Below are 23,299 nucleotides of genomic sequence, written 5' to 3'. Positions count from 1 at the left end.
TGTTAGTGGGCGACAGCGGCAGCGCCGTGTTCGTCGATCAGGGCGCCGTTGTAGAAACGGTCGATGGAAAAAGGCGCAGCCAGCGGGTGCATTTCACCCTTGGCCAGGCTGGCGGCAAAGACGTTGCCTGAACCCGGCGTGGCCTTGAAGCCACCGGTGCCCCAACCGCAGTTGAAGAACAGGTTCTTGACCGGGGTCTTGGAAATGATCGGGCAGGCATCCGGCGAGGTATCGACGATGCCGCCCCACTGCCGGTTCATGCGCACACGGGACAGGATCGGGAACATCTCGACGATGGCCTGCAGGGTGTGTTCGATCACCGGGTACGAGCCGCGCTGGCCGTAGCCAACCCAACCGTCGATACCGGCGCCGATCACCAGGTCGCCCTTGTCCGACTGGCTGATGTAGCCGTGCACGGCGTTGGACATGATCACACTGTCGATGATCGGTTTGATCGGCTCGGACACCAGTGCTTGCAGCGGGTGCGACTCCAGCGGCAGGCGGAAGCCGGCGAGCTTGGCCATGTGCCCGGAGTTGCCGGCGGTGACCACACCGACCCGCTTGGCGCCAATGAAGCCCTTGCTGGTTTCAACCCCGATGACCACGCCATTTTCCTTGCGGAAACCGGTGACTTCGGTTTGCTGAATCAGGTCCACGCCCAAGGCATCGGCGGCGCGGGCAAAGCCCCAGGCCACGGCGTCGTGACGGGCAACCCCGCCGCGGCGCTGCACGGTGGCACCGATGATCGGGTAGCGGGTGTTCTTCGAGCAGTCCAGGTACGGAATCTCGTCGGCCACTTGCTGGGCGTTGAGCAGTTCGCCGTCCACACCGTTGAGCCGGTTGGCACTGACCCGACGCTCCGAATCGCGCATGTCCTGCAGGGTGTGGCACAGGTTGTAGACGCCGCGCTGGGAGAACATCACGTTGTAGTTGATGTCTTGCGACAGGCCTTCCCAGAGTTTCATGGCGTGTTCGTAGAGGTGCGCCGACTCGTCCCACAGGTAGTTGGAACGCACGATGGTGGTGTTACGGGCGGTGTTGCCACCGCCCAACCAGCCCTTCTCGACCACCGCAACGTTGGTGATGCCGTGTTCTTTGGCCAGGTAGTAGGCCGTGGCCAGGCCATGCCCGCCGCCGCCGACGATCACCACGTCGTAGACCTTTTTCGGGGTCGGCGTGCGCCACATGCGCTGCCAGTTTTCATGGTGGCTCAGCGAGTGCTTGAAAAGGCCGAAGCCCGAGTAGCGTTGCATAGTCAGTTACTCCTCAACCACTCAGCGGTAAACCGGAAAGTCTGCACACAGTGCCGACACGTTTTTCGCCACATCGGCCTCGACATCGGCATCGCCAAGGTTGTCGAGAATGTCGCAGATCCAGCCGGCCAGTGCGGTGCACTGGCTGACCTTGAAGCCGCGCGTGGTCACCGCCGGGGTGCCAATGCGCAGGCCGGACGTGACGAACGGCGACTGTGGGTCATTCGGTACGGCGTTCTTGTTCACCGTGATATGGGCACGGCCCAGGGCAGCATCGGCCTCTTTGCCGGTCAGGCCCTGACGGATCAGGCTGACCAGGAACAGGTGGTTATCGGTGCCGCCGGACACTACATCGTAGCCGCGGTCGATGAACACGCCAGCCATGGCCTGGGCGTTGTCGATCACTTGCTGCTGATACGCCTTGAAGCTCGGTTCCAGGGCTTCCTTGAAGCACACGGCCTTGGCCGCGATGACGTGCATCAGGGGCCCGCCCTGGCCGCCGGGGAACACCGCAGCGTTGAGTTTCTTCTCCAGTTCTTCGTTGGCCTTGGCCAGAATCAGGCCGCCACGTGGGCCGCGCAGGGTCTTGTGGGTGGTGGTGGTGACCACGTCGGCGTACGGCAGCGGGTTCGGGTACAGCCCGGCCGCGACCAGACCGGCCACGTGCGCCATGTCGACGAAGAGGTAAGCGCCCACTTTGTCAGCGATCTGACGGAAGCGTGGGAAATCGAGGGTTTTCGAGTAGGCCGAAAAACCGGCGATGATCATTTTCGGCTTGTGCTCCAACGCCAGGCGCTCGACTTCGTCGTAGTCGATCAGGCCGGTGGCAGTGTCGATGCCGTATTGCACCGCGTTGTAGAGCTTGCCGGAGAAGCTGACCTTGGCGCCGTGGGTCAGGTGGCCGCCGTGGGCCAGGCTCATGCCCAGCACCGTGTCACCGGCCTGCAGCAGGGCGAGGAACACCGCCGCGTTGGCCTGGCTGCCGGAGTGCGGCTGAACGTTGGCGTAGTCGGCACCGAACAGTTGCTTGGCACGGTCAATCGCCAGTTGCTCGACCTTGTCCACGTGCTCACAACCGCCGTAGTAACGCTTGCCCGGATAGCCTTCGGCGTACTTGTTGGTCAGGCCGCTGCCCTGGGCCTGCATCACGCGCTTGCTGGTGTAGTTCTCCGAGGCGATCAGTTCGATGTGATCTTCCTGACGCTGCTCTTCGGCATTCATCGCCGCCAGCAGTGCATCGTCATAACCCTGGAGTTGATCGTTTTTACTGAACATGCTCTCTCCTCATGACGGAGACCTTCCGTCGCTGTTTTTTTTGTTGAGCCGATTGTGCAAAAACGACAGGTGTCATGTTTGTCTGATATCGACATCCAAATGCCCGGCAATCCCTCCAAGGGTCAGGCACCACGCCCCCACAAGGTGTACTATCCGAACGCCTGGAAGCAGGCAGGGACAACAAGAAAAATAACCCGTACTGCGATGTCTCGATGCTAATGCCGGAGAACGCATTACCGATGCATAAGAGGAAAGAACATGGCCCAGACATTGAAGGGCACAGCCGCTGCGGATCATTTGGCCAAGGCGCAAAAGCCGGTCAAGACCATCGGTTTTCTGGTGCTGCCGAACTTCACTACCATCGGTTTCGCGTCGGCCGTGGAAACCCTGCGCATCGCCAACATGGCCGCGCATCAAATCTTGTACCGGACCGTCATCATTGCTGCCAATCACGACCCGGTGACCGCCAGTAACGGCATGCGCGTGCTGCCAGACTACGCCATCGAAGACGCACCCGACCTCGACATTCTTTTCGTCGTAGGCGCCAACCCTATCGTTTCCGACCACAGCAGCCGACCACTGCTCAATTGGCTGCGCAAGCTGGCCCATCAACACATCCCATTGGGAGGGATCTGTACCGGAAGCCACCTGCTGGCCCGCGCTGACCTGCTCAAAGGCTACCGTTGCACCATTCACTGGGAAGACATCGAAGCACTCAAGGATCGTTTCCCCGGGATCATCATTTCCAATCAGTTGTTCGAACTGGACCGCGACCGTTACACCTGTTCAGGCGGCGTCGCCGCCATGGACATGATCCTGCAACTGGTCGCCCGCGAACCCAACGGCTCAGAGATCGCCGCGCGGGCTGCCGAGCTGCTGTTGTGTGACCGGGTGCGCGGCGCGCGCGAGCAGCAACGGGTACCGTTGCGCAGCAAGCTGGGCACGTCTCAACCCAAGCTCAGCCAGGTGGTGGCCATCATGGAAGCCAATCTTGAGGAGCCAGTAGGGCTGGATGAACTGGCCGCCTTGAACGATGTGTCGGTGCGGCAACTGGAGCGTTTGTTTAACAAGTACCTGCAACGTACCCCGAGCCAGTACTACTTGGAATTGCGCTTGTCGAGGGCACGTCAGTTGCTGCTGCGCAGTGAGTCCCAGGTACGCGATATCGCCCTGGCCTGCGGTTTCGCCTCGCCTGCGCACTTCTCCAAGTGTTACAGCCGATTCTTTGGCCTGTCCCCCATGGGCGAGCGCAAAAAAGGCGCATTGCAGTAACGTCTTTGGAACGCAGTCTTGAACTGCAATGGCATCCTTCGCAGTGCTTGCATCGCAGGCAAGCCTGCTCCAACGAAAACCGAGCCGCCTGTAGGAGCCGGGCTTGCCCGCGATGGCATCGGTGTGGTGCCAGTGCCTTCGCAGTGCTTGCATCACAGGCAAGCCTGCTCCAACGAAGACCGAGCCGCCTGTAGGAGCCGGGCTTGCCCGCGATCGTATCGCTGTGGTGCCAGTGCCTTCGCGGTGCTTGCATCGCAGGCAAGCCTGCTCCAACGAAGACCAAGCCGCCTGTAGGAGCCGGGCTTGCCCGCGATGGCATCGCTGTGGTGCCAGTGCCTTCGCGGTGCTTGCATCGCAGGCAAGCCTGCTCCAACAGAGCCCGCGCCAGCTGTAGGAGCCGGGCTTGCCCGCGATGGCATCGCTGTGGTGCCAGTACCTTCGCGGTGTTTGCATCGCAGGCAAGCCTGCTCCAACAGGACTGTAGTTCAATCGTGTGGCTGCAGGCCTGCCTGGCGAATCAGTCAATCCCGCAGCGCTGCATGCGCTGTTTCCCGCACCGACAGCATCGCCACCAGCGCGACCAAGGCTGCCGCCAACAAGTACCAGGCAGGCGCCATCTTGTTGCCCGTCAGTTGGATCAACCACGTGGCGATAAACGGCGCAGTACCACCAAACAAGGCGTTGGCGATGTTGAAGCTGAAGGCAAAGCCGCTGAAGCGCACCCGGGTCGGGAAAATCTCTGCGAGAAAACTCGGCAAGGTACCGTCGTTCATGGCCAGCATGGCGCCGAAGATGATCTGGATCATCAGAATGACCACCAATGGCTGATGATCCAGCATGCCGAACAATGGGAACGTCAGTAACAGGAACAACACCGACGCCATGACCAGCATGGTCTTGCGACCGAAGAAGTCGGACAGTTTGCCCATGAGGAAAATCAGGCCGATGTAGGTCGCCAGTGAGACGGTCGAGGCAATGAAGGAGTCGCTCTCACTCATCCCCATTTCCGTCGACAGGTAGGTCGGCATGTAACTGAGCAACAGGTAAAAGGCCACAGCGTTGAGGCAGGTGACGCCGATACCGATGATGACGCTGCGACGATGCACGGTCAGCAATTCGCGGATCGGCGCTGCTGTTGCACATTCCTTGTTTTCCAGGCGCTGCTCCATTTCCAGGAACTTGGGGGTGTCCTGCAGGCTCATGCGGATGTAACGGCCGACCAGGCCAAAAGGTGCTGCCAACAAGAACGGCACGCGCCAACCCCAGCTTTGCATGTCTTCGCTGCTCAACAGGCCATGCAGGCCCGCAACGAAGGCCGCGCCGAACAGCAACCCTGCGGCAGTACTCGCCGGCACGATGCTGGTGTACAGCCCTCGCTTGCCTTGTGGCGCATACTCAGCAAGAAATGCCGAAGCACCGGCGTACTCACCGGAAGCAGAAAAACCCTGGACCAGTCGGATAAGCAATAGCAACGCCGGTGCCCACAAGCCGATGTGCCCATAGGTGGGCAGGACACCGATGCAAAACGTCGAAATGGACATGATCAGGATGGAATAGGACAACGCATTTCGACGCCCATACTTGTCACCGAAGTGCCCCCATACCAATCCGCCCAGAGGGCGAACGATAAAGGACAAAGCGAACACGGCAAAGGTTGCAAGCAAACCCGTGGCTTTATCGGTTTGCGGGAAAAAGGTGGCGGCGATGACTGTGGCCAGATAGCCGTAGGCGGCGTAATCGAACCATTCGACGAAGTTACCCATGAAACTGGCACGCGCTGCCTTGCGCAGTGCCTGCCGTTCAGCATCTTGCTCGCGTGAATGAAACCGGGCTGACGTCAGCGTGGAGGTGGTAGACATGACAAGTACCCTTTTTATTGTTATTTCCGGCGAAATGTAGGGCTGGCTCGCTTCTCCCCTGGCAACGTTGACCAGGGAAAAAAAAGCCGCACATCCCTGTGCGGCGTATCACGTTTACTTCTTGATGATGTTCTTCTCTGGCCCGTAAGGGAACTTGGTGATGTTCTCCGAACCCTGCTCGTTGACGATCAGGATGTCGTGTTCGCGATAGCCACCAGCACCCGGCATGCCTTCAGGCAGCATGATCATCGGCTCGATCGACACCACCATGCCTGGCTCGAGTACTGTATCGATATCCTCGCGCAACTCCAGGCCCGCCTCGCGGCCGTAGTAGTGGCTGAGGGTGCCGAATGAATGCCCGTAACCGAAGGTACGGTACTGCAACAGGTCGTGCTGAAGGTAGATCTCGTTCAGCTCTCGAGCGATGTCGCTGCAACGCATGCCAGGCTTGATCAGCTTCAGGCCCGCTTCATGGACCTGGACGTTGACGTTCCACAAGCGCAGGTGCTCGTCGGAGCAGTGATCGAGGAACAGGGTGCGCTCAAGGGCGGTGTAATAACCGGCGATCATCGGGAAGCAGTTGAGACTCAGAATATCCCCTTTGTTGACCTTGCGACTGGTCACTGGGTTATGGGCGCCATCGGTGTTGATGCCCGACTGAAACCAGGTCCAGGTGTCCATCAGCTCGCCTTCAGGGAAGCTGCGGGCGATCTCGCGCACCATCGCCTGAGTAGCGTGCAATGCCACTTCGTATTCAGGTACCTGGTCACGCAATGCTTCGACTACCGCCGCACCGCCGATGTCGGCGATGCGCGCGCCATGACGAATCATGACGTGTTCTTCTGCGGACTTGATCATGCGCATACGCATGCAGGGTGCGGCGATGTCGACCAATTGCGCCTGCGGATAACGCGCAGCGAGCTTCGCATGGTTCTGCAGGTTCAGATGGTCGAACTCGATACCGATGCGGCCCGCTTTGGGAAGCGCTTGTTCGATGGCGACGAAGAAGTTGTCACGCTGCCAGTCGGTGTAGACGATGTTGTCGGTGCCCACGGTACGACGCCATGGCTGACCACCGTCAATGTTGGCGCTGATCGACACCACCTTGTCCTGGGTCACGACCAACGCGTAAGGGCGGCCGAAGGAGCAGTAAATGAAATCGCTGTAGTAGTTGACGTTGTGGTAGGAAGTGAACACCGCCGCATCGATATCCTGGGCCGCCATATAAGCACGCAGCTTGGCCTGGCGATCGGCATATTCCTGCTCGGAAAAGGTCGATTGGACTTTATCGCCGTTGCGGATCTGGATTGTTTTTGGCATTTGCATCGTCTGTGTTCCTTGTCATTGTTAGCGATTCGGTACACCGCTTTTGGCCGGGTCCGTGAGGAGCATTGCAGCAGATACCCGGGGGCATCTTTTGTACGTGCCCGACCCGAAATTGGTTAGATCCGAATCGTGGACACCACGGCCAAAAAAAACCGGCCCCGAGAAATCTCGGGGCCGGACAGGTATCGCGCCAGTAATGCCCTCAATGCAGCGGCGGGGAACTCATGCGACGACGATGCACGCGCTCATCCTTGGGCGGAACGCCATAATGTTCGCGGTAGCGCTTGGAGAAATGCTGAGTTGAAATGAAGCCGCACTCAGTCGCGACCTGCATCACCGGCAGCGCCGTCTGCCGGAGCAGCTGCCGTGCCCGCATCAACCTCAACTTCTGGTAATAGCGCATGGGGGTACTGTAGAGATACTTCAGAAACAACCGCTCCAACTGCCGCCTGGAAACACTCAGGTAGCTGGCCAGTTCATCGAGGCTAAGCGGTTCGCGCAGGTTGCTTCTCCATCAGCGCCACGACTTCCTGCAGTTTCGGCTGCGCATGCCCCAGCATGTGCTTGAGTGGCAAGCGCTGATGGCCCTGTTCGTTGCGCCGGTGATCGAAGGCCAGGGTCTCACAGATCTGCGCCACCAGTTCTGCCCCATGCCCCGCGCCAATCAACCGCAACATCATGTCCAGGGAAGCGGTACCGCCCGAGGCCGTGTAACGATCGCGGTCAATCACAAACAATTGCGCGCTTAGGGTGACCCCTGGGAAACCCTCCTGCATGTCCATCAGGTAGGGCCAGTCGACACTGCAATCGTAACCATCAAGCAGGCCGGCTGCGGCCAAGGCCCAGCTCCCGGAGCACACACCGCCCAAGTGCAGCCCCTGTTCGGACTGTGACTTGAGCCAGGACGCCTGTTCAGCGGTACAACTGCGCTCAATGCCTTTGCCGCCACACACAAACAGTGCGTCCATTGCTGGTGCATTACTGGCAGCCGCGTTGGGAGATATCTGCAGGCCATTGCTGGCCCATACCGGGCGACCATCCAGGGTCAAGGTGTGCCAACGGTAGAGCTCCTGCCCCGACAACTGATTGGCCAGGCGCAGCGGCTCAACGGCGCAAGACATGGCCATCAGGGAGAAGTTGTTGACCAGCAAAAAGCCCACCGACTCAAGTACGCGCTCATGCGGACCGTGCTGTTTATCGTCGATTGCCATAGTGGTATTTGTCATCAAAACCTGCCACCTCTGCGCAAGAATTAAGCGCGCTTGGGTGGATTATCAGATCTACAACACCGCCGACATTGTCTGAATTCGACCCTCGATTGTTTACATTCGGCGCCCACCTGGCGTGGGTCCATATCGTTTCGAAGGGGAAGCAGGCGCGCCAGAAGCACTGGCGGCGGGGGAAGGAAAAAGCCGGCCTGCTCTGAGAGCAGGCCGTATACAGGTCAGTGATAGAGGGCGCCAGCGAGGTCTGGCGTCAAACGCTTTCCGTCGAAGCGACCTTAATGGTTTGCACAGCAGTCTTCCTGGCGTTGAAGATTGAGCCCATGCAGACGATGCACAGCGTGAGCGCACCGGTAGCAATCACTTCCATACGATGCTCTGGCAACATCAACATAACGGTCAGGATGCTCAAGATACAGAAAATGACCAGGTAGCTGAGCCATGGGTAAAACCACATCTTGAATGCAATGTGCTGCCCCGACTCATTCAATTTCTTGCGAAGTTTGAGCTGAGAAACCGCAATCACGAGGTACACCAGCAGTGCGACAGCGCCCGAACTGGCAAGCAGGAACGAGAACACTTCATCGGGCGCGAAGTAATTGAGCGCGGTCGTCAGAAAGCCGACGGCGGTGCTCGTCAGTACCGCCACATAGGGCACACCCGACGATGTAGTTTTCTGCAGCACTTGCGGGCCATCTCCACGCTTGCTCAGGGAGTAGACCATGCGCGAGGCCGTATAGATGGCTGAGTTGAGGCAGCTGGCCACCGCTATCAGTACCACAATATCGACAATCATCTTCGCCTGCGGAACGTTCATCAGCTCAAGCGCTCGCTGATAAGAACCCACCTCCCGAAGCATGGGGTCATTCCAGGGAACAATGGAGATGATGAGGAAGACCGAGACAATGTAGAAAATACCCATGCGCCAGACGACCGAGTTTGTCGCGCGGGTAATCTGCTTGGCCGGGTTCTGGGATTCAGCCGCTGCAATCGTGACGATTTCCGTGCCCATGAAACTGAATACGGTGGTAAGCATCGCGCCGATGACAGCGGTCATGCCATTAGGCATGAAGCCACCAAACGTCTTGCTCAGCTCCATGACGCCACTCACCTCTCTACCGGGCAATGCGCCTGCCAGGGCCAGCCCACCAATGGCGATGAAGCCCAATACCGCAATGACTTTGAGCATGGCGAACCAGAACTCGAACTCGCCATAACGCGCCACGCTGAACAGGTTGGTTACCGTCAGCAGCGCGGTAACCGCAATTGCAAACTCCCACGTCTGCACCGCAGGGAACCAGGCGTGCAGAATAGCAGCGGCGGCAATGGCTTCGATTGGAATCACCAACACCCAGAACCACCAGTACAACCAGCCGATGGTAAAGCCTGCGCTACGTCCCATCGCCCGCTCGGCATAGGTGGAGAATGATCCGGTATCCGGTGAGGCTACTGCCATTTCGCCCAGCATACGCATGACCAGAACGACCAGCGTGCCGGAAAAAATGTAAGCCAGAATCGCCGCGGGGCCGGCAGACGCGATGGCATGCCCTGAGCCGATGAACAGGCCGGCACCAATGGCACCGGCGATGGAGAGCATGGTGACATGACGCTGCTTGAGGCCTGGGGCCAGAGTGGAGCTGTTGGACATGATATTTACCCTTTTTATTCTATTTAGGAGGGTGAAGAATCAGCTGCAGGTTGTTGTTTCGGCGCTCACGGGTGCTCTTATGTTGTCAGATCAAACGCCTCCCGCACTGCGGCGCTGATACCGGAGACACAGACACTCAGGATCAACTCGCCTTTCTCGCGGCTGGAGCCTTTAGGGGAAGACAGGGTTCCACATGCCGGCGTGCGCTCTGGGATGATGGGAAAGACGTCATACGGCGGGAAGGTGGCCGGGGGATGGTCGACAGCACGGCTCAGATCGACCTTGTCGGGGTGCAGGGCCAGCATCAGCGACGTCTCGAAGACACCGCCATGTTCGATATCCCAACCGAGGAAACCTTCGGGATAAAGCTGTTCAATCACGGCCGGGTCGTTAATGAAGTCCCAGTAGGACAGCACCACCACTTTGAAATCGTTGATGCCGCCATAACGGAGTTCGCGAAGGGCAAGGTCAATACCTTCGACAATGAACATCGAGTTTTCGTAATGCCCATTCATCAACACCAGCTTGCGCGCACCATGACGTGCCAGCTCTCGAATGATGTCCTGAACGGTATGGGTCAGCGTGGCGCCATCAAGGCTCGTCGTTCCGGGAAAATGGTTGCCGCCTCCCGATTTTTGCTGAGACTTGTACCCATAGGCCAGCGCAGGCAAAACCAGGCCATCGACATTGAACGCTACCGCCTTGCAGACCGCTGTCGGCAACAGGACATCGACCTCCATGCACATGTGATGGCCATGCTGCTCCAATGCGCCGACGGGCAGGAATATCGGGCAACCGTCGGCCACCTTCTGCGCATATTCCGGCCAGGTGAGTTCGCCGATCACTACGCTGTTGTTCATGCACACACCCTCTGTAAGTGTCTTATTATCTTCATGTTTTTCAAGCGCCGAACCGCGCGCCACTATAGTTACTGCCGTGGTACAGCGGTAGCCTTGTTTTGTGCACTGCCCCGTTGGGGAACATGCACGCCGTGCGTGCCCCGATGCTCAATCGCCGCGCAGGATCAACGCACACGCGCCGTCCCATTCGGCAACGATGTCTTGTCCATTGCGCAGGCCAAGTCGGTTGTAATCGGCATGCGGTTTCTGCACCTGCAGTTCAAGCCCATCGCCGGCATCAAGGTAGATATTCACCATCGAGCCAATGAACTCTTCACCGACCACGGTACAGGCCAGGCGGTTGGACCGGCTGGGGTGCAGGGTCAGGTTGATATGCTCGGCGCTCAGGCAGACAGTGACCTGCTCGCCAGGAGCGATCGCCTTGCCCTCCGGTCGCCGCGCAAGAAACTCACCGTGCTGCGAGCTGACACAAACCAGCCCCCTCTCGTCGAAACCTGTGACCGTGCCGCAGAGAATATTCTTGCCACCGATGAACTCGGCGACGAAGCGGTTGTGCGGCTCCAGGAAAACGTCCTTCGGCGAGCCTATCTGCTCTACCCTGCCCCGACTCATGATCACCACACGGTCGGCCATGGCGAAGGCTTCGGACTGACTGTGCGTGACGTAGACGAAGGTAATGCCAAGGTCCTTCTGCAGCCCGGTCAGCACGCCCTGCATGCGCACGCTCAAATGAGCATCGAGTGCGCTCAGCGGTTCATCGAGCAACAGGATTGATGGCTCGGTGACCAGCGAGCGTGCCAGCGCCACACGCTGACGCTGGCCGCCGGAGAGCAGGCTGATGTCACGCATGGCAAACTCTTCCAAGCCAAGCCGCTCAAGCCATTGCAGCGCCTTCTTGCGTCGCTCGGCCTTCGCCATGCCGCGCATCCGCAGGCCAAACTCGACGTTCTCGACCACATTGAGGAACGGGAACAGCGCCAGGTTCTGCCAAACCAGCGGCGTCTCCCGCTCCCAGGAATACAGGTCGTTGATCCGTTCGCCGTTGAGACGTATCTCGCCTTCAGTCGGCTTGTCGAGCCCGGCGAGCATGCGCAGCGTCGTGGTCTTGCCGCAGCCGCTCGAGCCCATGATCGCAACAAACTCGCCCTTGTAAATTTCAAGGTTCATGCGCTCGACAGCATGGTAACTGCCGAAATTCTTGACCACGTTATCGAATACCACCAGCGGTTGAGTCATGGCTGAAATCCTTCGGGTCCAGTTATGTACCAGGGTGACATCAAACCGTTGCAGGCTTGTTTCGCCGCATCAGCAGCAGTTGTGCGAGGATCACCAACGTCATCGTCGTGATGAAGACAATCGTGCCGATCGCATTGATGGTCGGGCTCACCTGCCCCTGCAACGTATTCAGGATGCGTACCGGAACCGTTTCGTTGAGCCCGGACACGAACCAGGCGACGGCGAACTCATCGAAAGAAACAGCCATGGTCACGAACAGCGCAGCGAAGATGCTTGGGGCGGTGAACGGCAGGATTACAAAGCGCATGGCCTTCCATTGATTGGCACCGAGGTTCCAAGCCGCCGCCTCGATGTTCGGATCCATCTGCGCAAGGCGCATCCGGATCACCGCCATCGCGAACGGTGCACACATCACCACGTGACTGATCATCACCGCGTAGATCTCGCCGGAAAGCCCGACCCGCGACAGGAAAGCCAGCATGGCCAACCCCATGATCACCACCGGAATGGTTGGCGGCAGCAACGCCAGCGCCATGTAGATCGACTTGCCGAAGAACTGATAGCGGTAGTCGGTATAGGCCGCGGTGAAGCCCAGCACGGTCGACACCAGGGACACCACCACACCCACCATCAGGCTGTTCCTGAATGCCTGCCACACCGCTGGGTCGGCGGCGATGGTCTCGTACCAGTGCAGACTGAAACCACCCAATGGCAAGGACGGGAAACGGTCGATGTTGAATGAGAACACGACGCTGCCGGCAATCGGCGTGAAGATGAAGACAAACACCAGCGCCACGTAACTGCGCAGCACCAGGTTGATCAGACGATGCTCGTTCATGCACGCCTCCGATAAGCGAAGCGAACCGCTGCGAAAGCCGTGATCAACAACGTAACGATCATCATCGTTGCGATCACCGCCGCACGTGGCCATTGCTGGCCGGACTTGGTGGTATCAGTGATCAGCGTGCTCAAGGTCGGCGGCTGGCCACCGCCCAGATAGAGCGGGCTGACGAAGTCACCGAACGTCAGGATGAAGCAGAACAGCGCCGCGACGACGATACCGATTCGTGCCGCCGGCACCACCACCAGAAACACCGTGCGTATCCGCCCGCAACCCAGATTGTGCGCGGCCTCTATCAGCGAACGGTCGATGTACATCAGGCTGAACAACTGCAGCAACACCACCAGCGGCAGGCACAGCGTGAAGTAACCGACATAGGTTGCAAACGCAGTGTTCAGCATTGTCAGGGGTTCCAGCCCGAACTGGCCCAGCGCGGCATTGAGGATGCCGTTATCGCTGAGGAACACCTGCCATGAATAGGTGCGCACCAGGTAGCTGGTGAAGAACGGTGTGATCAGCAACAGCACGATCAACTGTTTTACCGACTCACGAAACTTGAACGCGATGGTGTAAGCGCAGGGAAACGCCACCACACTGATCAGCACTGCCGCCCCCGCAGCCATCGCCAGGGTATGGGCATAGGCGTCCCAGAAGAACCCGCGGCTGAGCATGTAGCTCCAGTTCAGCCACTCGAACGTCGGCACCATCCGGAAGTTGCGTACGACCCAAAAACTGATCGCTACCAGAAACGCCAGCGGGAATACGAAGAAGACCGACTGCCAGATCAGAATCGGCATCGAGAAGCTGAGGCCGTACCCGGGCAAGCGCAAGCCCCTTCTGCCGCCACGCGGCTGCACCGTGCTGCCGTTGGTTACCACAGGCGGCGAAATCTTTAACTTGTTTGACATCATTGCGACCACCTCCGCACGCTTCGTCAAGCACCCTTGTATTCGGACCAGAAGTCGTTCCAGTCCTCCAGGCTCTGCTGGACCGGAAGCTCGCGGTACTTGATGCGACCCGCTCGGATGTCATCCATGACGTTGTGCTGACCGAGCACCATGCCTTGACGCTTGGCTTCGGCGGGATCGGTCTTGTTCAGCAGCTCCCACCCCCGCTTGTTGGGGATGAGTGCGGGATAGGCGGCCATTTTCGCCGACTTGACCTGGCCTTCCGGCGAGGTGATGTATTGGATGAACTTCTTCGCCAGCTCCGGGCTGTGAGCATTCTTGGCAATGCAGTAGGACTCCGTCCATTGCAACCCACCCTCCTCCGGCACCACGGTTTTCAGCGGCGCGCCGGAGCGCTGCAACACACCCGTGATCCAGTCGCCGATGCCGCACATCGCATGGATCTGACCGTTCTTGAGCGACGAGAAGGTTCCGCCATAATCGAAGAACCCGCCGATCTGCGGGCGCAGGGTCATCATCTTCTGCTTGACGCTTTGCCAGTGCGCAGGATCGATGTCGTAGGGCCGCGCATTAGCATTGGCCAAACTGATCTGCCCCAGGTTGGGCAAGTGCCAATCGAAGTGCCCGACCTTGCCCTTGAGGCTGTCGTCCCAGAACACGCTGTAGCTGCGCACCTTGGCTTCAGGAACAAGCAAGGTGTTGTAGGCGATGCCGAGAAAGCCGAAGCGGATCAAGACCGAGTACAGTTCATCGCCTTTCCAGTGCCCGGGGAAGTGCTGGAATTCGGGGTAGAAATCATCGAAGGGGTAGTCGGCGGGATCGAGCCGCTCAATGTATTCAGCGGCATTGAGTTGCTGCACGTACTCGGCATCAGACAGGATCAGGTCGAAGGTGCCGGGCGGGGACTGTGATATCAACCCGAGCATGTTATCCCCGCCGGTATAGTACTTGGCCCGGACCTTGACCCCATACTGGCGCTCAAAATCGGCAACGATATCCGGTTCTGCGTGCCCGGCCCATGCCAGGATAACCAGCTCTTTTTCCGCTGCCGCGAAACTTCTCATCGGGAGGAAGCTGGAAAGCGCGGCGGTGCCCGCCAGGATACTGCTAGTTTTGATGAATGTACGGCGTGAAAGGTCGATGCTTTTTTTCATTATTGTCTCTCCTCGGTGATGGAAAGTTGCTTCTGTCCTTCTGGCCTCGCCTCTTGCTTTTTTTCTGTTTGGGTACGCGAACAGAGGAGGAATACCGTCAACGCCCCCTTCCTCTCAGCCCCGCCGCAGCAACATAAACATTGAATTGAATGCCCCCATACGACCCAGCATTGACGGATTCCCGAGAAGCATTGCAGCAGATACCCACACGCCGTTTTTGTACGTGTCCGACCTGAAATTGATCAGATCCGCCCTTGCCGATTTTATTGGGCTCAGGCGTGCCAAACTGCTGACGTACACCGCTCGATTGGCGATTTTTGCGTACTTCAAGGACGGCATCCCCAGGTTGCTCTTTCAATGGGCCACCACGTTTTTCTGAAACAGCTAATTCACCCGGACAACACAAATAATAAAAAGTAGAGGGTTGTATGACGATTCGCTTCAAACTCATAGCCGCCTTTATTGGCGTCACGTTGATTCCCGTATTGATGATTACGTTGTTTGTCGCCAACCAGGCGATGAACAGGGAACGCGAACAGTTCAACCAGAGCAGCATTAAACAAATTCATGAAGTGGATAATGCCTTTTCTTTCTTCCTTGAAAGTGTCGCAGAAAACGTCACGCTATTGAGTCAGACGCAGGTATTGAAGTCCGCCGACAATACCCTTCAGCGTTATATCGAAACATCACACGTGACGAAGATGCACGCCCCTGATAGCGGGGTGGGCGCTGCGATCTATGAGCTGTTCGCACAGATGGGCAAATCGCACCCCAGTTACGCCTACGTCTATGCGGCCACGAGCCAGGGGCATTATCTGCAATGGCCAGAGTCAGATATCCGCGCCCACTACGACCCACGTGAACGGCCTTGGTTCAAGGCCGCCCTTACGGGCAATGGCAAGCCTGTTCGCACGCAGGCTTATACGTTTGCCGAGGATAACGCCGTTATTGTTTCCACGGCACAGACCTTTATCGATGCCGATGGCGGAACGGGTGTCGTGTCGCTGGACGTTTCGCTGAACAAGTTGACCGAAGTGGCCGGAAAGATCCGTTTTGGTAACAACGGCTATCTGTTGTTAGTGGAGAGTGACGGCAACGTGCTGGCCGACCCAATGCACCCCACCAACAATTTCAAAGCCCTGGCAAGCCTGGGTGACGGGTATGCCTTTCTTGCCAACCAACCAGCAGGTTTCTACACCGTGCAACTGGATGGCAAAGACTACAACGCCAGCGTGTACAAGTCGCAAACCTTGGGCTGGACCTACATTGCCCTGATCGATAGCAGCGAAATCAACGCTGGCGGCTGGCACCTGGTGTGGGTGATCACATTGCTGGGCGCTGTCCTGGTGATGATCTTCGGGCTGTGCGGCGTAGCACTGTCCCACGTGCTGATTGCACCGATCAACACAACCTCAGCGGGCTTGCGCGATATTGCCAGCGGCGAGGCCGACCTGACGCGCCGTTTACAGATCAAGGGCAACGATGAAACCGCACAAATGGCCAAGGGCTTCAATGGCTTTGTCGACAGTATCCAGAACTTGATCAAGGATATTCGCGCGTCCAGCGTGCAGGTCGAACAAAGCGCTGCGGCTATCGGTGTCCAGGCCAGCCAGCTCGACGATACGGCACAACGTCAGTCGACGGCGGTGGACATGGTCTCTACTGCGTTCCATGAAATGGTCGCCACCGCCAATGAAGTGGCGATCAACTGCAATCGCGCCGCCGAAGCCGCACAGCACGGCCAGGACCAGGCGCACAAAGGCCAGCAGGTTATCGGGCTCATGGTCAGCCAGGTTGGCAGCCTGGGGGACCGTATTCGTCAGGCCGCGGAGTCGATCAGCCAACTGGAGCACAATACCCAGGGTATCACCGCGATTCTCGACACCATCCGCGGTATCGCTGAGCAGACCAACCTGTTGGCGCTCAATGCCGCCATCGAGGCCGCACGCGCAGGCGATCAGGGACGTGGTTTTGCGGTAGTGGCCGACGAAGTGCGTGCATTGGCCAAGCGCACCTCCGATTCAACCGAACAGATCAACGGCTTGCTCGGCAAACTGGTCAGCAGTAGCCAGAGCGTGGCGATGGAAATGCATCACAGCCTGGTGCAGTCAAACGAATCGGTCGAATTTACGGCTCAGGTGGAGGCAGCATTTGCCGGTGTGCATGAGGCCGTGACTACGATCAAGGATATGAATACCCAGATTGCCACCGCCGCCGAAGAACAACATGCCGTGGCCGAAGACATCAACCGCCATATCGCCGATATTCACAGCGATGCCAGTCGTATCAGTGAAGTATCCAGTGTGTCCAGGACCACCACGCGCTCGCTGACCCAGATCTCAAGCGAGCTGAACACCTTGGTGGGGCGCTTCCGCACCGATTGAGTGCTGTACAGGTGTGTTGGCAGGCTAGGCCTGCAACGGCGTCAACGCGACTTCGCGACGTGGATTTGATACGGCTTGAAAATACCCGCCAGCTTTCCATTGTCGCGTAGTTGCTGCAGCAGCGCCTGGAACGCTTCGCCGCTGATCGGTGCACCGGGGCGCAACAAGGCGAAGTGATGGTAAACCTGATCCACTCGTTCGGAAGCCAACAGCTGTTCAGCGCTGCCAGGATTACGCGCCAGGTAATCCGACAGGTACGAACGGGTAACCAAGGCAATATCCGCCCGGTCGCGCTGAACCATCAACAGGTTGCTGTCGTGGGAATAGGTCAGCGTGGCGTTGTAAAGCTCAGCCAGGTCGCGTGGGTTTGAGTTGAACTTGGCAAAGGCGTAGTGATAGCCACTGAACAGTGCCAGTCGCTTACCCTGAAGGTCGGCGAAATACGCTTGATCACGGCCAGGCAGGCGATGGGTAACGAACACCTCGGCATCCTCAAGCCCCATGTCGACGCTGGCATGAGGAATCTGTTGCCAGCCCCATTCAGGGTTCTCGAAGATCGCCATATCGATGCGACCGTGCTGGAAGTCGCGAAAGCGTCGCGGGATCGACGTGGGCACCAGAACGAAGCGGTACTGCTGCTGCAGTTGGTTGAGGGCATCGATCAGTTGCGGCAACAAGCCTGTATCAGCGCCTTGCTCGGGGCGTACCGTGTAAGGAGGGAAATGCGCGGCGCCCACCCGGACCTCAACATCCTCGAATGCACTTGCCGACGGAGCGAGCCACGCCATGGCAAACAGTAGCAGAGCGGACAACAGCGGCGGCAATGGCACGGACTTCAAGGCTACACACTCTCGACGGACGGGACGTGGACGCCCTTTAAGCTAGGCGTTTTACCACGTTTGCACAACCAAAGAGTAGGCCAGCAAGGGCGCCACCGCTGCCAAAACAGGGGATATCCTAAACGCCGCGCATTGGCTACGCTCTAGCCAGCATATTGGATGGGAAGCGGATGATGGGGCATTGGCTGGTAATCGACCTGGAAGCCACCACTGACGACGGTGGCTGGCCAGTCGCGGAAATGGAAATCATTGAAATCGGTGCCAGCCTGGTCAACCGCGACGGCCGCGAGGTGGACCACTTCCAGCGGTTTATACGGCCACGGCGTCGCCCCCAGCTGACCACGTTCTGCCGCGAGCTGACCCATATCAGCCAGACCAATGTCGATACAGCAGCCTCGTTCATGGAGGTCTGGGCGCAATTCGAGCGCTGGCTCAGCCACCATCAGCCGCACCTTGAGGGTTGGGTCAGTTGGGGAGACTACGACCGCAAGCAGTTGCTGCAGGAATGGCAACAGCATGAGGTCGACAGCCTGCTGGCCAACATTCCCCATATCAACCTGAAACAGCACTTCGCCAAGGCCCGACACCTGCAACGTCCGCTCGGCCTGAATGGCGCGCTGCAACTGGCCGGCCTGCAGTTTTGCGGGCAGCAGCACCGCGCCCTGGAAGATGCCCGCAACACGGCGCGCCTGCTACCGTTGACCCTGCCTGCCAGCGGCATTTGAAAGCGGATGACGGCAACCGGGCGCTTGGGCATACTGGCCAACCTTTTTTCCCCCTTTTTCAGGAGTCGCCCATGTTTAAAGTCAACGAGTACTTTGATGGCACGGTCAAATCCATCGCATTCGGCACCGCCGAAGGTCCGGCCACGATTGGCGTGATGGCTCCGGGCGAATACGAGTTCGGTACCAGCCAGCGCGAGATCATGCATGTGGTCTCCGGGGCCCTGACCGTCAAGCTGCCAGACAGCGACAACTGGGAAACCTTCAGCGCTGGCAGCCAGTTCAATGTACCGGCCAACAGCAAGTTCCAACTGAAAGTCGCTGTCGACACCGCCTACCTTTGCGAGTACCGCGGTTAAGCAATCGTCGCCGGGGTTGCCCTGACCCCGGCACTCACTTCATCAATGAAGCGCACAACCCGGTCTGCCGCCGTCTGTAAATGATCGGCATGACTGAACCCCGACGCCTTGAGTGGCTTCAAGTCATGGTCAGCGGCGTGCAGCCAGCACAGCTCGATGGCTGACGACAACGCATACCCCTCCACTGTTTGGCGATTGCCCAGCGCGTCACGTTCGCCCTGAATGATCAGGGTCGGCGTCTTCAGTACTGCCAGATGCGCTACCCGAGGTTTTTCCGGCTTGCCCGTCGCATAGAACGGATACCCCAGGCAAACCAGTGCATCGGCGCCCAGTTCATCGGCCAACAAGCTCGCCATGCGCCCGCCCATGGACTTGCCACCGATTGCCAATACCCCAGCGACCGATGGTCGCACTTGACAGTACACCTCGCGCCAGTATTCGAGCAGTACCGCCTGCGGATTCGGCGGCCTTTTGCCGCCATCCAGCCGTCGCTGAGCCATGTAGGGAAACTCAAAGCGCAACACCGCCAACCCTTGCCCCGCAAGCCTTTGCGCCATGTCTTCCATGAACGCGCTGTCCATGGGGGCGCCTGCACCATGGGCCAGAATCAACACGTCGCGACAGGGTTTATCCCCCTGATTCTGCGGGGCATTCCAGCGCCAGCCACGTGCCGCCACCCGTTGCGCCCATTGATCCCCGTCAATACCGGCCAATTGCCCATTACTCATGCTTGCCTCGCTAATAAGTCTGCCTATAACCGTGGATGGGAACCCATACATGAACACAACCAGCAGTACCGCCTACAACTACAAGGTGGTCCGCCAATTCGCCATTATGACGGTGGTGTGGGGGATAGTCGGGATGGGACTCGGCGTTTTTCTTGCCGCGCAACTCGTCTGGCCTTCACTCAACTTCGACCTCCCCTGGACCAGCTTCGGGCGCCTGCGCCCGCTGCACACCAACGCGGTGATCTTCGCCTTCGGTGGTTGTGCATTGTTCGCCAGTTCCTACTACTCGGTGCAACGCACCTGCCAGACCACGCTGTTTTCGCCGCGTCTGGCCGCGTTCACCTTCTGGGCCTGGCAACTGGTCATCGTCCTGGCTGCCGTATCCCTGCCGCTGGGCTTCACCAGCTCCAAGGAATACGCTGAGCTGGAATGGCCAATCGACCTGCTGATCACCATCGTCTGGGTCGCTTACGCCGTGGTGTTCTTCGGCACGCTGATGAAACGCACCACCAAGCACATCTACGTGGGCAACTGGTTCTTCGGTGCATTCATCATTACCGTGGCCATCCTGCACATCGTCAACAACCTGGAAGTGCCGGTCAGCCTGACCAAGTCCTACTCACTGTACAGTGGCGCCACTGACGCCATGGTTCAGTGGTGGTACGGCCATAACGCCGTAGGCTTCTTCCTGACCGCAGGCTTCCTCGGCATGATGTACTACTTTGTGCCCAAGCAAGCCGAACGTCCGGTGTACTCCTATCGCCTGTCGATCGTGCACTTCTGGGCACTGATCACCCTGTACATCTGGGCCGGCCCGCACCACCTGCACTATACCGCCCTGCCCGACTGGGCTCAGTCGCTGGGCATGGTCATGTCGCTGATCCTGCTGGCGCCAAGCTGGGGTGGCATGATCAACGGCATGATGACCCTCTCGGGCGCCTGGCATAAGCTGCGCAGCGACCCGATCCTGCGCTTCCTGGTGGTATCGCTGGCGTTCTACGGCATGTCGACCTTCGAAGGCCCGATGATGGCCATCAAGACCGTCAACGCGCTGTCCCACTACACCGACTGGACCATCGGCCACGTACATGCGGGCGCCCTGGGCTGGGTCGCGATGATCTCCATCGGCGCGCTGTACCACATGATCCCGAAAGTCTTCGGTCGTGAGCAGATGCACAGCATCGGCCTGATCAACGCCCACTTCTGGCTGGCCACCATCGGCACCGTGCTCTACATCGCCTCGATGTGGGTCAACGGTATCGCCCAAGGCCTGATGTGGCGCGCGGTCAACGCCGACGGCACCCTGACCTACTCCTTCGTCGAGACCCTGGTCGCCAGCCACCCTGGCTTCATCGTGCGCTTCGTCGGCGGTGCCATCTTCCTGACTGGCATGTTGCTGATGGCCTGGAACACCTGGCGCACCGTGACCGTCGCCGCTCCGGCCAAAACCGAAGCCGACGCCGCCACCCAGCTGGCCTGAGGAAAGCGAAATGAAACACGAAACTATTGAGAAGAACGTCTTCCTGCTGGTGCTGCTGATGGTGGTCGCCGTGAGCATCGGTGGCCTGACCCAGATCGTCCCGCTGTTTTTCCAGGACGTCACCAACAAGCCGGTCGAGGGCATGAAGCCCTACACCGCACTGCAACTGGAAGGCCGTGACATCTACATCCGCGAAGGCTGCGTCGGCTGCCACTCGCAGATGATCCGCCCGTTCCGTGCTGAAACCGAGCGCTACGGCCACTACTCGGTTGCCGGTGAGAGCGTCTGGGACCACCCGTTCCTGTGGGGTTCCAAGCGTACCGGCCCGGATCTGGCCCGTGTCGGCGCTCGCTACTCCGACGACTGGCACCGTGCGCACCTGTACAACCCGCGCAACGTCGTGCCTGAGTCGAAGATGCCCGCCTACCCATGGCTGGTGGCCAACCAGGTCGACAGCACGCACACCGAAGCCAAGCTGCGCACCATGCGCACCCTTGGCGTGCCGTACAGCGATGCCGACATCGCCGGTGCCCGCGACGCAGTCAAGGGCAAGACCGAAATGGATGCGCTGGTCGCCTACCTGCAGGTGCTCGGCACCGCGATCAAGAACAAGAGGTAAGCCCCATGGACTTCACACTGGATATCGGCCAGCTACGCGGCCTGGGCACACTGCTGGTGATGATCGCCTTCATCGGCCTGGCCTTCTGGGTGTTCAACGCCCGCCGCGACCGTGACTTTGCCGAGGCACGCCTGCTGCCGTTCGCCGATGATCGCCTGCCCCCTACCGCCAATGAACCCGCCTTGAGGAGTACCCGGCAATGACCACCTTCTGGAGTACGTATATCTGCGTACTGACAATCGGTAGCCTGGTTGGCCTGACCTGGCTGCTACTGGCCACACGCAAAGGCGAAAGCAAAGGTTCCACCGACCAGACCATGGGCCACAGCTTCGACGGCATCGAGGAATACGACAACCCGCTGCCCAAGTGGTGGTTCTGGCTGTTCGTTGGCACCCTGATGTTCTCGGTCGGCTACCTGATCCTCTACCCTGGCCTGGGTAACTGGAAAGGCATGCTGCCTGGCTACAAGGACGGCTGGACCGGCGTTAACGAATGGCAGAAAGAGATGGACAAGGCAGACGCCAAGTTCGGACCGATCTTCGCCAAATTCGCCGCCATGCCAGTGGAGGAAGTGGCCAAGGACCCACAAGCCCTGAAAATGGGTGGCCGCCTGTTCGCCTCCAACTGCTCGGTGTGCCACGGTTCCGACGCCAAGGGCGCCTATGGCTTCCCTAACCTGACCGACAATGACTGGCGCTGGGGTGGCGAGCCGGAGACCATCAAGGCCTCGATCCTCAATGGCCGTCACGGCATCATGCCGGCCTGGGCTGAAGTGATTGGCGAACAAGGTGTAGCCGACGTGGCAGCCTTTGTCCTGACCAACCTCGATGGCCGCACCCTGCCAGAAGGCACGAAAGCCGATCCGGCCAATGGCCAGAAGCTCTTCGCAACCAACTGCGTGGCCTGCCACGGGCCTGAAGGCAAAGGTACCCCAGCCATGGGCGCACCGAACCTGACTCACCCACAGGCGTTCATCTACGGTTCGAGCTTTGCCCAACTGCAGCAGACCATCCGTTACGGCCGCCAGGGCCAGATGCCTGCCCAGCAGGAAATCCAGGGTAACGACAAGGTTCACCTGCTGGCCGCCTACGTCTACAGCCTGTCCAAGGGGAACGAACAGGCCTCTGCCAAGTGAAATGATTTTGTAACTGAGGCTTGACTAAAAACGCCGCACCTTCAGGGGTGCGGCGGCTTATCCCCCCTCCTTCACCCCGCCTTGCGACCAAGTGTCGCAGCCAGGCACACCCTCGCCTTGCACCGCCATCAATTGGAACTAAGCTTGTTGCCACAGTGGGTGGAATGAGCGGTCCTGC

At 59.1% G+C, this 23,299-nt stretch carries 20 protein-coding genes and 3 pseudogenes; 9 read left to right on the top strand and 14 right to left on the bottom strand.

The features are described 5' to 3' along the window. Positions 1-2: 2 nt before the first annotated feature. Positions 3-1,253: a sarcosine oxidase subunit beta family protein gene (locus ACZ9H3_RS00320; protein WP_099773990.1), complete on the bottom strand. Its 1,251-nt coding sequence runs from the start codon at positions 1,251-1,253 to the stop codon at positions 3-5. A 21-nt stretch (positions 1,254-1,274) separates the two neighbouring features. After that, a complete protein-coding gene (gene glyA / locus ACZ9H3_RS00315; protein ID WP_476218931.1) occupies positions 1,275-2,528 on the bottom strand; it encodes a serine hydroxymethyltransferase in 1,254 nt (417 codons plus the stop codon). A gap of 258 nt (positions 2,529-2,786) precedes the next feature. Between glyA and ACZ9H3_RS00310 the strand changes: the two genes are divergently transcribed. Further along, the gene (locus ACZ9H3_RS00310; RefSeq protein ID WP_065761238.1) at positions 2,787-3,800 is read left to right on the top strand and encodes a GlxA family transcriptional regulator; all 1,014 of its coding nucleotides are present in this window, start codon (positions 2,787-2,789) and stop codon (positions 3,798-3,800) included. 521 nt (positions 3,801-4,321) lie between these two features. Here the strand turns inward: ACZ9H3_RS00310 and ACZ9H3_RS00305 are convergent. From ACZ9H3_RS00305 to ACZ9H3_RS00260, 10 genes and pseudogenes are all read right to left on the bottom strand, one after another. After that, positions 4,322-5,659, bottom strand: coding sequence for an MFS transporter (locus ACZ9H3_RS00305; protein ID WP_065761237.1), 1,338 nt, complete (start codon positions 5,657-5,659; stop codon positions 4,322-4,324). A 114-nt stretch (positions 5,660-5,773) separates the two neighbouring features. Then, positions 5,774-6,985: a M24 family metallopeptidase gene (locus tag ACZ9H3_RS00300; protein ID WP_065761236.1), complete on the bottom strand. Its 1,212-nt coding sequence runs from the start codon at positions 6,983-6,985 to the stop codon at positions 5,774-5,776. A gap of 238 nt (positions 6,986-7,223) precedes the next feature. After that, positions 7,224-8,196 (bottom strand): annotated as a pseudogene (locus tag ACZ9H3_RS00295) (GlxA family transcriptional regulator); the annotation flags it as partial. 265 nt (positions 8,197-8,461) lie between these two features. Next, positions 8,462-9,856, bottom strand: coding sequence for a GABA permease (gene gabP / locus ACZ9H3_RS00290; protein WP_065761235.1), 1,395 nt, complete (start codon positions 9,854-9,856; stop codon positions 8,462-8,464). A gap of 77 nt (positions 9,857-9,933) precedes the next feature. Next, on the bottom strand, positions 9,934-10,716 hold the full coding sequence (locus tag ACZ9H3_RS00285) for a creatininase (protein ID WP_065761234.1): 783 nt from the start codon (positions 10,714-10,716) through the stop codon (positions 9,934-9,936). Positions 10,717-10,863: 147 nt separating this feature from the next. Next, a complete protein-coding gene (locus ACZ9H3_RS00280) occupies positions 10,864-11,952 on the bottom strand; it encodes an ABC transporter ATP-binding protein (RefSeq protein ID WP_065761233.1) in 1,089 nt (362 codons plus the stop codon). 40 nt (positions 11,953-11,992) lie between these two features. Next, positions 11,993-12,790 (bottom strand): ABC transporter permease, encoded by a 798-nt coding sequence (locus ACZ9H3_RS00275; protein ID WP_065761232.1) that lies wholly within the window; start codon positions 12,788-12,790, stop codon positions 11,993-11,995. Further along, the gene (locus ACZ9H3_RS00270; protein ID WP_476218925.1) at positions 12,787-13,704 is read right to left on the bottom strand and encodes an ABC transporter permease; all 918 of its coding nucleotides are present in this window, start codon (positions 13,702-13,704) and stop codon (positions 12,787-12,789) included. Before ACZ9H3_RS00270 ends, ACZ9H3_RS00275 begins: the two co-directional genes overlap by 4 nt. A 23-nt stretch (positions 13,705-13,727) precedes the next feature. Beyond that, positions 13,728-14,855 (bottom strand): extracellular solute-binding protein, encoded by a 1,128-nt coding sequence (locus ACZ9H3_RS00265; RefSeq protein WP_099773984.1) that lies wholly within the window; start codon positions 14,853-14,855, stop codon positions 13,728-13,730. Between the two features lie 97 nt (positions 14,856-14,952). After that, positions 14,953-15,300 (bottom strand): hypothetical protein, encoded by a 348-nt coding sequence (locus tag ACZ9H3_RS00260; protein WP_330523901.1) that lies wholly within the window; start codon positions 15,298-15,300, stop codon positions 14,953-14,955. On the opposite strand from ACZ9H3_RS00260, the pseudogene ACZ9H3_RS00255 reads away from it, so the two are divergent. After that, positions 15,284-16,378 (top strand): annotated as a pseudogene (locus ACZ9H3_RS00255) (cache domain-containing sensor histidine kinase); the annotation flags it as partial. The gene ACZ9H3_RS00260 and the pseudogene ACZ9H3_RS00255 overlap by 17 nt on opposite strands. Further along, positions 16,352-17,117 (top strand): annotated as a pseudogene (locus tag ACZ9H3_RS00250) (methyl-accepting chemotaxis protein); the annotation flags it as partial. The pseudogenes ACZ9H3_RS00255 and ACZ9H3_RS00250, both read left to right, overlap by 27 nt. A gap of 163 nt (positions 17,118-17,280) precedes the next feature. Here ACZ9H3_RS00250 and ACZ9H3_RS00245 read toward each other — a convergent pair. Beyond that, complete coding sequence (locus ACZ9H3_RS00245; RefSeq protein ID WP_476222656.1) at positions 17,281-18,027, bottom strand: substrate-binding periplasmic protein; 747 nt, start codon at positions 18,025-18,027, stop codon at positions 17,281-17,283. Between the two features lie 224 nt (positions 18,028-18,251). Between ACZ9H3_RS00245 and ACZ9H3_RS00240 the strand changes: the two genes are divergently transcribed. Together ACZ9H3_RS00240 and ppnP are read left to right on the top strand one after the other, a co-directional pair. Further along, on the top strand, positions 18,252-18,803 hold the full coding sequence (locus ACZ9H3_RS00240; protein WP_330523899.1) for a 3'-5' exonuclease: 552 nt from the start codon (positions 18,252-18,254) through the stop codon (positions 18,801-18,803). 71 nt (positions 18,804-18,874) lie between these two features. Beyond that, positions 18,875-19,159 carry a pyrimidine/purine nucleoside phosphorylase gene (ppnP, locus tag ACZ9H3_RS00235; protein WP_065761227.1) on the top strand — a complete coding sequence of 95 codons (285 nt, stop codon included), beginning with the start codon at positions 18,875-18,877 and terminating at the stop codon, positions 19,157-19,159. Here the strand turns inward: ppnP and ACZ9H3_RS00230 are convergent. Next, positions 19,156-19,887, bottom strand: a complete 732-nt coding sequence (locus tag ACZ9H3_RS00230; protein WP_476218922.1) for an alpha/beta family hydrolase — start codon at positions 19,885-19,887, stop codon at positions 19,156-19,158. The genes ppnP and ACZ9H3_RS00230 overlap by 4 nt on opposite strands. A 49-nt stretch (positions 19,888-19,936) precedes the next feature. Between ACZ9H3_RS00230 and ccoN the strand changes: the two genes are divergently transcribed. Genes ccoN through ccoP form a run of 4 tightly spaced genes read left to right on the top strand, consistent with a single transcriptional unit; the run spans position 19,937 to position 23,121 of the window. Continuing rightward, complete coding sequence (ccoN, locus tag ACZ9H3_RS00225) at positions 19,937-21,367, top strand: cytochrome-c oxidase, cbb3-type subunit I (protein ID WP_099773981.1); 1,431 nt, start codon at positions 19,937-19,939, stop codon at positions 21,365-21,367. A 10-nt stretch (positions 21,368-21,377) separates the two neighbouring features. After that, positions 21,378-21,986 (top strand): cytochrome-c oxidase, cbb3-type subunit II, encoded by a 609-nt coding sequence (gene ccoO / locus ACZ9H3_RS00220; protein WP_065761969.1) that lies wholly within the window; start codon positions 21,378-21,380, stop codon positions 21,984-21,986. A 5-nt stretch (positions 21,987-21,991) separates the two neighbouring features. Next, positions 21,992-22,189: a cbb3-type cytochrome oxidase subunit 3 gene (locus ACZ9H3_RS00215; RefSeq protein WP_454241092.1), complete on the top strand. Its 198-nt coding sequence runs from the start codon at positions 21,992-21,994 to the stop codon at positions 22,187-22,189. Continuing rightward, complete coding sequence (gene ccoP, locus ACZ9H3_RS00210; protein WP_065761967.1) at positions 22,186-23,121, top strand: cytochrome-c oxidase, cbb3-type subunit III; 936 nt, start codon at positions 22,186-22,188, stop codon at positions 23,119-23,121. Before ACZ9H3_RS00215 ends, ccoP begins: the two co-directional genes overlap by 4 nt. Positions 23,122-23,299 lie beyond the last annotated feature (178 nt).

The sequence above is a fragment of the Pseudomonas sp. TE3910 genome (assembly GCF_056279025.1).
Note: the sequence above shows the minus strand (reverse complement) of the source record. Positions and strands in the feature narration are given on the sequence as shown.

What these genes read in the sequence shown, in the direction of transcription:
- ACZ9H3_RS00320 (WP_099773990.1), bottom strand. Translation starts at nt 1,253, where the DNA reads ATGCAACGCTACTCGGGCTTCGGCCTTTTCAAGCACTCGCTGAGCCAC.
- glyA (WP_476218931.1), bottom strand. Translation starts at nt 2,528, where the DNA reads ATGTTCAGTAAAAACGATCAACTCCAGGGTTATGACGATGCACTGCTG.
- ACZ9H3_RS00310 (WP_065761238.1), top strand. Translation starts at nt 2,787, where the DNA reads ATGGCCCAGACATTGAAGGGCACAGCCGCTGCGGATCATTTGGCCAAG.
- ACZ9H3_RS00305 (WP_065761237.1), bottom strand. Translation starts at nt 5,659, where the DNA reads ATGTCTACCACCTCCACGCTGACGTCAGCCCGGTTTCATTCACGCGAG.
- ACZ9H3_RS00300 (WP_065761236.1), bottom strand. Translation starts at nt 6,985, where the DNA reads ATGCAAATGCCAAAAACAATCCAGATCCGCAACGGCGATAAAGTCCAA.
- gabP (WP_065761235.1), bottom strand. Translation starts at nt 9,856, where the DNA reads ATGTCCAACAGCTCCACTCTGGCCCCAGGCCTCAAGCAGCGTCATGTC.
- ACZ9H3_RS00285 (WP_065761234.1), bottom strand. Translation starts at nt 10,716, where the DNA reads ATGAACAACAGCGTAGTGATCGGCGAACTCACCTGGCCGGAATATGCG.
- ACZ9H3_RS00280 (WP_065761233.1), bottom strand. Translation starts at nt 11,952, where the DNA reads ATGACTCAACCGCTGGTGGTATTCGATAACGTGGTCAAGAATTTCGGC.
- ACZ9H3_RS00275 (WP_065761232.1), bottom strand. Translation starts at nt 12,790, where the DNA reads ATGAACGAGCATCGTCTGATCAACCTGGTGCTGCGCAGTTACGTGGCG.
- ACZ9H3_RS00270 (WP_476218925.1), bottom strand. Translation starts at nt 13,704, where the DNA reads ATGATGTCAAACAAGTTAAAGATTTCGCCGCCTGTGGTAACCAACGGC.
- ACZ9H3_RS00265 (WP_099773984.1), bottom strand. Translation starts at nt 14,855, where the DNA reads ATGAAAAAAAGCATCGACCTTTCACGCCGTACATTCATCAAAACTAGC.
- ACZ9H3_RS00245 (WP_476222656.1), bottom strand. Translation starts at nt 18,027, where the DNA reads ATGGCGTGGCTCGCTCCGTCGGCAAGTGCATTCGAGGATGTTGAGGTC.
- ACZ9H3_RS00240 (WP_330523899.1), top strand. Translation starts at nt 18,252, where the DNA reads ATGGGGCATTGGCTGGTAATCGACCTGGAAGCCACCACTGACGACGGT.
- ppnP (WP_065761227.1), top strand. Translation starts at nt 18,875, where the DNA reads ATGTTTAAAGTCAACGAGTACTTTGATGGCACGGTCAAATCCATCGCA.
- ACZ9H3_RS00230 (WP_476218922.1), bottom strand. Translation starts at nt 19,887, where the DNA reads ATGAGTAATGGGCAATTGGCCGGTATTGACGGGGATCAATGGGCGCAA.
- ccoN (WP_099773981.1), top strand. Translation starts at nt 19,937, where the DNA reads ATGAACACAACCAGCAGTACCGCCTACAACTACAAGGTGGTCCGCCAA.
- ccoO (WP_065761969.1), top strand. Translation starts at nt 21,378, where the DNA reads ATGAAACACGAAACTATTGAGAAGAACGTCTTCCTGCTGGTGCTGCTG.
- ACZ9H3_RS00215 (WP_454241092.1), top strand. Translation starts at nt 21,992, where the DNA reads ATGGACTTCACACTGGATATCGGCCAGCTACGCGGCCTGGGCACACTG.
- ccoP (WP_065761967.1), top strand. Translation starts at nt 22,186, where the DNA reads ATGACCACCTTCTGGAGTACGTATATCTGCGTACTGACAATCGGTAGC.